The 9,499-nt window shown below is 42.4% G+C and carries 7 protein-coding genes and 1 pseudogene; 2 read left to right on the top strand and 6 right to left on the bottom strand.

The features are described 5' to 3' along the window. Positions 1 to 542: 542 nt before the first annotated feature. The 3 genes and pseudogenes from NFS18_RS02955 to NFS18_RS02945 form a co-directional block, all read right to left on the bottom strand. Positions 543 to 992: pseudogene (locus NFS18_RS02955) on the bottom strand (nuclease); the annotation flags it as partial. 136 nt (positions 993 to 1,128) lie between these two features. Next, positions 1,129 to 1,620: an ABC transporter substrate-binding protein gene (locus tag NFS18_RS02950; protein ID WP_251387710.1), complete on the bottom strand. Its 492-nt coding sequence runs from the start codon at positions 1,618 to 1,620 to the stop codon at positions 1,129 to 1,131. Between the two features lie 222 nt (positions 1,621 to 1,842). Continuing rightward, complete coding sequence (locus NFS18_RS02945; RefSeq protein WP_251387708.1) at positions 1,843 to 3,033, bottom strand: DUF3784 domain-containing protein; 1,191 nt, start codon at positions 3,031 to 3,033, stop codon at positions 1,843 to 1,845. Positions 3,034 to 3,257: 224 nt separating this feature from the next. Between NFS18_RS02945 and NFS18_RS02940 the strand changes: the two genes are divergently transcribed. Beyond that, positions 3,258 to 3,455 carry a hypothetical protein gene (locus NFS18_RS02940; protein WP_251387705.1) on the top strand — a complete coding sequence of 66 codons (198 nt, stop codon included), beginning with the start codon at positions 3,258 to 3,260 and terminating at the stop codon, positions 3,453 to 3,455. Positions 3,456 to 3,722: 267 nt separating this feature from the next. Further along, positions 3,723 to 4,013, top strand: coding sequence for a hypothetical protein (locus tag NFS18_RS02935; protein WP_251387703.1), 291 nt, complete (start codon positions 3,723 to 3,725; stop codon positions 4,011 to 4,013). Positions 4,014 to 4,167: 154 nt separating this feature from the next. Here NFS18_RS02935 and NFS18_RS02930 read toward each other — a convergent pair whose 3' ends face one another. The 3 genes from NFS18_RS02930 to yqeB all read right to left on the bottom strand — a co-directional run bounded on the left by NFS18_RS02930 (position 4,168) and on the right by yqeB (position 9,438). Beyond that, positions 4,168 to 4,899, bottom strand: a complete 732-nt coding sequence (locus NFS18_RS02930; protein ID WP_251387701.1) for a DUF975 family protein — start codon at positions 4,897 to 4,899, stop codon at positions 4,168 to 4,170. 475 nt (positions 4,900 to 5,374) lie between these two features. Next, a complete protein-coding gene (gene xdh, locus NFS18_RS02925) occupies positions 5,375 to 7,939 on the bottom strand; it encodes a selenium-dependent xanthine dehydrogenase (protein WP_251387868.1) in 2,565 nt (854 codons plus the stop codon). A 140-nt stretch (positions 7,940 to 8,079) separates the two neighbouring features. After that, positions 8,080 to 9,438, bottom strand: coding sequence for a selenium-dependent molybdenum cofactor biosynthesis protein YqeB (gene yqeB, locus NFS18_RS02920; RefSeq protein WP_251387699.1), 1,359 nt, complete (start codon positions 9,436 to 9,438; stop codon positions 8,080 to 8,082). Positions 9,439 to 9,499: the final 61 nt, after the last annotated feature.

Here is a 9,499-nt window from a genome sequence, read left to right as displayed (position 1 = left end):
CCTGCTTATTCTATGCATACAAAATGTATTTCAAGTGGTTTACAGAAAACTTTGCCAAACCCACATTCTGAAAGGGAAGAGAAAATATACGCTAGAAGTTATTTTCCCCAGCTGGCAAAAACTTTACCTATACGCTTTCCACTACCCAAGACGTGTTACAAACTTCGCCGACTAGATTGCGTCCATACCGGGCGCACATAGAAATAGCATCCAGCTTTCACTGAATGCCAAAAAATATAACAAATTTTATTATGATATTTTCCTGTCCGCCTTTACGCTACTATTTTTAATACCAAAATATTTATGGCAACTGTATAATCTCGGCTTCAATCCTCTTTAATTCGTCAAAAGATAATATCCAAGCACAATCTGCGATATCCTCCAGTGTCATTTTACCTTTTTTTCATTCTTTCTGCTGCCCTGCCTTCCCGTATGTCGGCCATCCCTTTTTCAACGAAACACAATTCCAAAAAGAAATACAATCCAGAAAAATTTAAAAGCAGAACCAGGAACCTTATTTTCAGATTCCCGGTTCATTAGCTTTACCTATCGCTTCGGTCAGCTTTCAGTTGTTTGACTTCTTCAAGAGAAAGTCCTGAAATATTAACAATTTCCTCTAATGCATATTTGCCTGCCGCCAACATGCGAAGCGCAACTTCTCTCATTCCTTCCTTCAACGTCTGATTTCTCATATCCTCCATAGCCCGGCACATAATCTCGATACCCTCCTTACTCTCTTTGAAAAATCGCACTCTATCTGCCAGTATTCCGTAATACATATCCTCCGCATTTGTGCAGGAGAAGTTATGCATTAACTTTCCGATTGGCGTATCTCCACGGTAAGTGCCATTAACATGTAATATGTGCGAACCGTCCTCAAATTTCTCACCCGTTCCTAAAAAGCACCGCTCAATTGGATAAAGCGGCAGCCCTTTTTCCATGGCATCATTTTCCGTAATAAAAATTACCCATGTTTCTGGCAGCTTGTTAAAGTAGCCGGAGAAGTCTGGTTCCTCTTTTGATATATCGTAATAATTTTCTATTTTATTTCAATGCTCTGAGAGACTTTCGCACTATTCATCCTATCCGCCCAATAACACAGGATTACAATAGTCTCTAAATTTACATTTATATATGTACCACACCTTTTCGTCCACCCAGCACTGTAGTTCCTTTCAGATCCTCCCACGCGAAATCCTCTGTAGGTTCCTTTGCCACAAGAAAATTCCCAGCCCGTTGTGTAAGCTGGGCAAAATTCACAACATAATCATTTGCTCCCTCATTATAAGTATAAATGGAAGACTCAGAACCCATAAAACCAATTTCTGCCTCTCCAGAGAGAACCGCAGTCATCACTTTGTCTGCCCCAAACCCACAAACCAATGTCAATTCAATTCCTTCTTCTTCAAAATAGCCTTCTTCAATTGCAACATACATAGGTGCGTAGAAAATAGAGTGTGCCACCTCATTGAGAACCACCTCCTTCTTTGCCCCTTTTTCATCTGATGTTACTTCTGATGAAATTCCCGATGTTTCCACATCTTTATCTGCCGTACATCCTGTCAGTAATGTCAGAATCATCCCCACTGACATCATTAACGCCAAAAAACGTTTCTTCATAATATCCTCCCTATTATAAACCACACTTTGTTATCAGTATATGAATATGAGAAAAATCTGTTCATGTAAACAAGCTCCTGCATTTAATCCACCGACATTAGGACAATCTGGCAAATTTATCATGTAAAAAGAGATTCAGAAGCTTTAACTTCCAAATCTCTTTTATCTCTTTATTCTAAATTTTATTTCACATATCTATCCAAATCACATTATAGAATAGACTTATTCGTAATCATCCTCAAATGGATCTTCTTCATACTCATCTTCCTGATTCCTGGATGTTGCCGCCAGAATAATCAAAATCAATGCCATTACAGCTCCTGCAACAGCACTATATAGAAGTATCTTCTCATCGCCTTTCTTAAGAAATGCAAACACTCCGCTGCCCAGATAAATGATAATCGGAAGCAGATATGCAACAATACTCCTGCTATTCTGCATAATCAGAAGTAGCAATCCTGCTGACAACATACAGGCTGCAAGTATAATATAAGTCATACCACCTGTAATTCTCCCGCCGGAAGCAACGCTGTCTAATCCACTAATAAAGCCTTTATATCCAAAATATCCAAATGCCAGAACAGAGAGAATGCCAAGAATCACTCTCAACACACGATACTTCGCACTTGTCACATCATCCATATAATCGAATTCTTCATCATAATCATCATCGTCATCGTAGTTTTCTTCATAACGCTTTGACGCTTTGCTTGCCGGACGTTTTTTCTCAGCCTCCGGGCTCTTCTTCACTGAGGACTGAATGCTTTCTACTTTTTTCTTCACAGCCTTTTGGCTGACAGTAGTTGTTTCCCCATTCGAGGATTTTCTCTTTTTCGGCTTATAATTTGGATCTGTGGAAAGCATATCCTCATATGCCTGACGCACGGCTTTCTCTTTCTTTGTTCTTACTTTTTCAGGAGGGATATTGGCATATTTCTGTTCATCCATCTCACCCTTCTGCGCAGACACCGGACGTTTTTTAGGTGCTGCTTTCTTCTTCACTGCTCCACCTTCTGCTGCAGATGTACCTGCAGACCGCTTCTTCGGCGCTGCTTTCTTTGCCACTTCACTTTCTGCTGCTGATACATCTGCAGATCGTTTCTTTGGTGCTGACTTCGTAACTACATTCTCGCTCTCTTCCCCTGCTTTAGTAACACTCTCTTCTTTCTTCATAATTGGCTTTGTTGCAGATTCCTGCACAGAAGATGCTTTTGCTGTCTTAACATCCTTTACTTCCGTTTCTTTTACTTCTCTTGCTTCTTTTGCTTTCTTCGCACGCTGTTTATCCAGATTCCATTGTTTCTTACAATCTCTGCACACTGCATATTGATTAAAGATTGGACTGCCATTTTCATCAGCACCAACCTGTTTTTTCATTATCTCAAGTTCTTTGCCGCAAATCGGACATTTCATGATGTACGTTCCTCTCTTTCGTATCGCTCAAGTGTATTACTTATTTTGCACTCGCGTACATTATAACATTTTATAGAAATTAGGACAATGGGAAATCTGGATTTTTACTTTTTCCTATTTTTATACAACTCTCCCAAAAATACACTTTTTAATATCTGATTATTTTCTGTCCTGTCTCTGAATAGTATCTCTTTTTTTGCAGAAACTATCTATGAGGTGAGAATATGTCAGATAAAAAGAAAAATCAGAAAATCATTGATGATTTCGATTATTTGTCTAATGCAGCTTCCTCAAGTGACTGCACCGGACTGATTCCTTCCCTTCCAACTTCTGAAGCAGAACTAGAATCCTACAACGATGTATATCAATATCGTCCTCCCGAGATTCCCCAGAATGTTGTAAGAGAAAAAGGATCAAAATAATCTAAGCATGTTTCTGTTCACACCCTACGGGTGCTCCAGTAACAGTATCCAGCCCATTTTAAGTCGCTTTCAGCGAAGGGCTGGATATATTGCTGTTATCACTTCATTGACCGGACACCTTGCAGCGCAGTGCAAGATGCCGTGTGAACAATAACCTAAGCATCTATGTTTCTGACCGGAGCAAGCATCCCTGCTTGCTCCGGTCTTTTTACTGTGTTATTATAGAAACTGTAATAAAATAAATTTACAAGAAAGGATTTCTTCCTCATGATTGATAAAAAAATGATTCCTGTAGGAGGATTAAAAAAAGAACCTTTTTCTGGCAGCCATCATGGTATGCGTTACTTCTTTCAGTGCGATGAAAGCAAGGAAACATTTACCGTATTTGTCTATCCTGAACCCTGGTCCTTGGAAAAAACTCCAAATGAAAATAAACAGTCAGCATCATTCCCATTGAGCGCTGAAGGAATGGACTGCGCCATTAAATGGCTGTGGGAAATGTACGATACCCAAAAGAAAGAATGGAATACAGCATCAAAAAACCGGATGCACATCTGATTTTAGATATGTTTAATAATTTTCACAAATTCTTCCAGATATCGTCATATCATTGTCACAAATTATTGATAGAATATAACTCATAGGAAACACTAATCTATAGAAGACAATGGCTGTGATTACATAATATGCAGTCACAGCCATTGGACTTCGCCTATCGAATATATCCATCCTGATAAGCAAGAGTACGATTCACACTATACAATTCAGCTATCGTTGCCCGATAATAAGGCTCTACGAAAAAGACTCCAACAATTCCCCCTGTAATTGCTGATAAAATCTCCCAACCGATAAAGGTCAGATCCAATACAAAAGCATTCATTTTCTGACCCTCCATCATCCTTTTACTGATCAGAAACACCTCTTGTCTGTCCATCTCTGGATTTTCCGCCAAAATATATGGGATCATCAGATATTCATAGTGCTTAATAATCCCAGGAATTGCAAGCAGTAACGACCAAAGAAAGATATACAGATTCTTCAAAAACATCGTAAGGACTACATTGCTATATCCCCGTGACTGCATACCAAATCCCAACTCTGCAGCCGTTGGATTTGCAGTCTGATTCATGATATAGAAACGGCACCCGCCCACATACAAAGGGTTTCCGATAAATACCTTTATAAACTTGAACAAAATTCCCAGCATGGCAAGAATAATTCCCACTCCCAGCAATCTATCCAAAGACCGCATTACAAAATATCCGATATTTCCTATAAGTGTATCTGAATACATATAAAAATCATTTACGTGAATATACTTTTTGATATCAAGGGACGCAACCCCTGCAAAAATTGACATCACCAGCGCTGTCAGCACACAATGCCAATAATTTTTATAAAATGCTCCTTTTGCCCGAATTTTCAGTTCTGCACTTGTCCACATACTGCCCATCTCCCTTTCAAGTCTTAAATAACGATCCAATTTAACTGTTCCTCTGTTCACAGTAACGTGCAAAAATCCGAGTAAAATCGCCTCAGGCAATGGATTTTTGCCTGCAACTGTATATTTTGTTATGGTCAGTGCAGTAAATGCGCAGACCCGAGTGAATAGCTGCAAAATCACTCTGCATTCTTACTTTCGGAATATATTACATACACCATTATCTTGAATTTCAGAATATAATGACAGTATAGCATATCCTCTCTCAAAAAAACACACCCCAATTCAATATATCATCAGATGTCGTAACAGTTTACACTTTGTTATTATTCTCCCTTCTCCCAAACTTACTTTCTGAACCATCTCCCCTTTATATGTTACAAAAACGAACAAAATGCAGATTCACAATAACGATCTAGATCAAATCGTGCTATGTGAACTGCATTTTGTCCAATTTAGTTATAATATATGCTATTTCTTACTTTTTCTTTTTCTTCATATACGGCGTATTTTCCAACGGCAGTTTTGTCTGAAAATCTCCCTGAAGTTTATAATATGCTGCTGCAATCGCCGGAGCTGTCGGAATAGAAGTAATTTCACCGATGCCGATCGCGCCATAAGCATACTCGATTCCCGGCTTCTCTACGATAATCGACTCCACATCCGGCACTTTATCTGCTTTAAACAGACCCAGTGTTCCAAAACGGGTAACCGGACGTCCTTCGTTAATCTCATACTGCTCTGTAAGGGCATACCCAAGGCTCATAACAACACCGCCTTCAATCTGTCCCTCTACACTCTTTGGATTCACTGCCTTACCTACATCATGGGCAGCGACCATCTTTTTGATAGTTCCGTCTTCGTTCAATACACAGACTTGAGTTGCATAACCATAAGCCACATGAGATACCGGATTCGGCACATCGCTTCCCATCTTATCTGTCTTGCCAAGATACTCACCATAGTACTCTGTTCCCTCCAGAGCAGCCAGACCTTTTTCTGTCAACGCTTCTTTCAGCGCCAGTGACGCACGTCTTGCTGCCTCACCTGTTATCAATGTCTGACGGGAACCAGAGGTCGTTCCTGAATCCGGTGAATCAGAGGTATTCGGCTGGCAATATTTAATCTGATCATAATTCAGCTCTGCTGTCTGAGAAACAACCTGCGTCAGAACTGTTCCCAATCCCTGACCAATACAGGAAGCACCTGCATGAATCTCTACCTTGCCTTCCTTTACAACAAGACGGCAGCGTCCCCAGTCTGGAAGACCGACACCCACGCCGGCATTCTTCATGGCACATGCAAGTCCTGCATATGGCTCATTTTCAACAATGTCTTTCACTGCCTCTAATGTCTCTGCAACACCGGTTGACGGATCTGCTATCTGACCGTTCGGAAGTACCTGTCCCGGACGGACCGCATTCCGATAACGAATTTCCCAAGGCGTGATCCCTACCATCTCAGCCAGTAGATTTAAGTTCATCTCAGAAGCGAAGCAAGTCTGAGTTACTCCAAATCCACGGAAAGCGCCTGCCGGCGGATTATTTGTATAAACCGCAGTTCCATCGATATCAATTGTCTGGAAATTATATGGTCCTGCTGCATGGGTACAGGCTCTCTGGAGAACCGGACCGCCAAGAGACGCATAGGCGCCTGTATCAGCTACAACAACTGCTTTCATTGCAGTCAGATATCCGTTCTCATCACAGGCTGTCGTCACATCCATCCACATTGGATGACGTTTCGGATGAATAGTCAGACTTTCCTGTCTGGATAATTTTACTTTTACGATTCGTTTAGTCAGATAAGCAATCAGCGCTGCGTGATGCTGTACGCTTACGTCTTCCTTACCGCCGAATCCGCCGCCGACCAGTTTATTCTCTACAATTACCTTTTCTGGCGGAAGTCCCAGCATAATGCAGCATTCATGCTGGGTATCATAAATTCCCTGGTCTGTGGAATAGATAAATACTCCATCCTCGTCAAATGGCATCGCCACTGCACATTCAGGCTCCAGAAACGCATGTTCTGTCCACGGCGTCTCATAGTGCTTTGTGACTTTGTATTTAGAATTGGCAATTACTTCATCCGCATTTCCACGAACCAGATGCTCATGTGCCAGAATATTTCCTGAATCATGTACAAGCGGTGCATCCTCTTCCATACCTCTGAATGGATCGAGAACTGGTTCAAGTACCTCGTAGTCTACCTTGACCAAGCTCTTTGCCTTTTCCAGAATCTCGAGTGTCTCGGCAGCTACCAGACAAATGGCGTCTCCCACATAATGCGTAATCTTGCCAACCGGGATCATCGTATCCCAGTCATGTTTCAGATGTCCGACTTTTACATCCCCCGGCACATCATCTGCTGTAAATACTCCGATTACACCCTCCAGCGCCTTTGCCTCTTCTGTATGAATCGCAAGCACCTTTGCACGAGGATGTTCAGCACGGACAGCACTTCCGTAAATCATTCCATCCAGATAAATGTCGTCCGGATATTCTCCGGTTCCGCACACCTTCTCCTCTACATCAACTCTGATGATCGCATCTCCTACCGATGTCACACCTTCATTTTCGTGAACCGGAAGATTCTCACGGAAAATCTTAGCACTTAAAAGGATTCCCTCGATAATCTTCTTATATCCTGTACAGCGGCAGATATTATTGCGGATTGCAGCAACAACTTCCAGCCGTGTCGGATCTGGATTAGCATCTAGAAGCCCCTTTGCACTGATTACCATTCCCGGAATGCAGAAACCACACTGTACTGCGCCCACTTTTCCGAATGCATAAGTGTATACTTCTTTCTCTCTGTCACTCAATCCCTCTACTGTTACAATGGATTTTCCTTCCATTTTAGACAGCATCGGAATACAGGCTCTTGTTGTCTTACCGTCAACCAGCACTGTACATGTTCCGCAGGCTCCCTGACTGCATCCGTCTTTGACTGATGTCAAATGCAGATCATCACGCAGAAAACGCATCAGTTTCTTGTCTTCTGCTACTTCATACGTTTTTCCGTTTACCTGAAGTGTATACATTGTATCACCCTTCCCTTCTCTTTTTTCATTATCCACTGCTTTCCCGCCCTTATTTCACGTACCGCAGGGGATTTATATATATCTGAATCTCTTTCCGAGATTGCATTCTTTTTCATATGACAGATACCGTATCCGACTGCCTAATCTGCCAAATCCTGTTTTCTGTCAATATCTTTCAATTCCTCAGCGTCAGCTTCCACCAAAATGCACTGTTCTCTCCTGCGCTCTAATATCTGTCTTCCACCTGTATCACCTTCCAGTTCCAGAAGCTCCCCGAAGAATTTTCTGTCCCATAGTACCGGATTGCCCGGTTTGCCTTCATGTGCAGAACATACAATCCTGCCGGGATGCAGCATAGCAGTTCTCATCAGTGTCAGCATTGTAGATAAGGTTAGATTTGGCTGGTCACATACTGAAAACAGCACTCCTTGTATCTCCATATGCTGCTTGAGACATGCCTGTAGTCCCAGTTTCAAAGAATAGGAAATACCTAACTCCGGCTGTTGATTATCCACCGCACTGACTCCGGCTGACTCAGCCTTTGTCTTAATCTCTTCATATCCGGTTACCAGATACGCCGGAAATGCACGCAGAGCGTTCAGTTTCTCGATCATATGCTCATATAACGGTCTGCCTTGTATATTTGCCAAAAGCTTGTTGCTTCCATATCGTTTTCCGGCGCCCGCCGCCAAAACAACCACTGCGAATTTTTGATAAATCCGTTCAAACTGTGTTACTGCTTCCAATGCCGCACCCCCGATCGAGCGTGCCTTGTCAGATACAGTAAAACAATGAAACCGTTCACATCTGGCGTCAATATCTCCGATTTTCAGATTCTCTTCCACAATTACATTGTCCTGCAGCATTCCACGGACAATTCCACTCATTTTCGCATATACCGGCTTCCCCCCCGTATATGCTACGACCTGCCCTTCCTGAACCAGATCGCCTATGTGTACGATCGCTTCCATCTCCCCCTTTGCACTGGCACGGATCAAACGTTCTACTGTATACCCGCCTACATTTCCCGGCACACCAGTATTTGGGATTGCGCTGCCCTTCCAGATGACACTTCCAAGCGTATGTCCACGTTTCGTCTCAATCACACAGTGGCAGTCATTCCCCGCTGTAAATCCCGGTCCTACTCCAACCACAAAAGGAGCATCGCTCATCCTTGTTCCCAGATTTTTCTTGGCAAGAATCGCATCGATCATCACATCTGGCTGATAGGATTTCCGAATTTCTGCCTGCGGATCAACAAGCACTGCAATCTGTCCGTCTGACACCGCCTGTTCTGCTTCTTCCAAAGTATACACATGTTTACCACAGATGCCTTCCACTTCCGCTTTCTCTTCATAAACTGCTCTTGAGAATGCCACCATCCGTCTGACAGTCAGTGGTTTCTCAATCTCTGTCATCACGATCTGATGTCCACACTGAAACAAGCGGACAGCAATACCTGTTGCCAGATCTCCGGCGCCTTTGATTAATATTTTCATGCCTGTAACTCCTTCTCGGTTACTGTTCACAGCCTGCTGCTGTGCACAGTAACGCTTCTCA

It is taken from the genome of Mediterraneibacter agrestimuris, from assembly GCF_943193195.1.
Classification (GTDB): Bacteria; Bacillota; Clostridia; order Lachnospirales; family Lachnospiraceae; genus Schaedlerella; species Schaedlerella agrestimuris.
The sequence above is the reverse complement of the archived record's forward strand: the minus strand, read 5'-3'. Positions and strand labels throughout refer to the sequence as shown.

Excerpts from the sequence above, each read along its gene's own strand:
- NFS18_RS02940 (WP_251387705.1), top strand. The coding sequence starts at position 3,258 with ATGTCAGATAAAAAGAAAAATCAGAAAATCATTGATGATTTCGATTAT.
- NFS18_RS02950 (WP_251387710.1), bottom strand. The coding sequence starts at position 1,620 with ATGAAGAAACGTTTTTTGGCGTTAATGATGTCAGTGGGGATGATTCTG.
- NFS18_RS02945 (WP_251387708.1), bottom strand. The coding sequence starts at position 3,033 with ATGAAATGTCCGATTTGCGGCAAAGAACTTGAGATAATGAAAAAACAG.
- yqeB (WP_251387699.1), bottom strand. The coding sequence starts at position 9,438 with ATGAAAATATTAATCAAAGGCGCCGGAGATCTGGCAACAGGTATTGCT.
- NFS18_RS02930 (WP_251387701.1), bottom strand. The coding sequence starts at position 4,899 with ATGTGGACAAGTGCAGAACTGAAAATTCGGGCAAAAGGAGCATTTTAT.
- NFS18_RS02935 (WP_251387703.1), top strand. The coding sequence starts at position 3,723 with ATGATTGATAAAAAAATGATTCCTGTAGGAGGATTAAAAAAAGAACCT.
- xdh (WP_251387868.1), bottom strand. The coding sequence starts at position 7,939 with ATGTATACACTTCAGGTAAACGGAAAAACGTATGAAGTAGCAGAAGAC.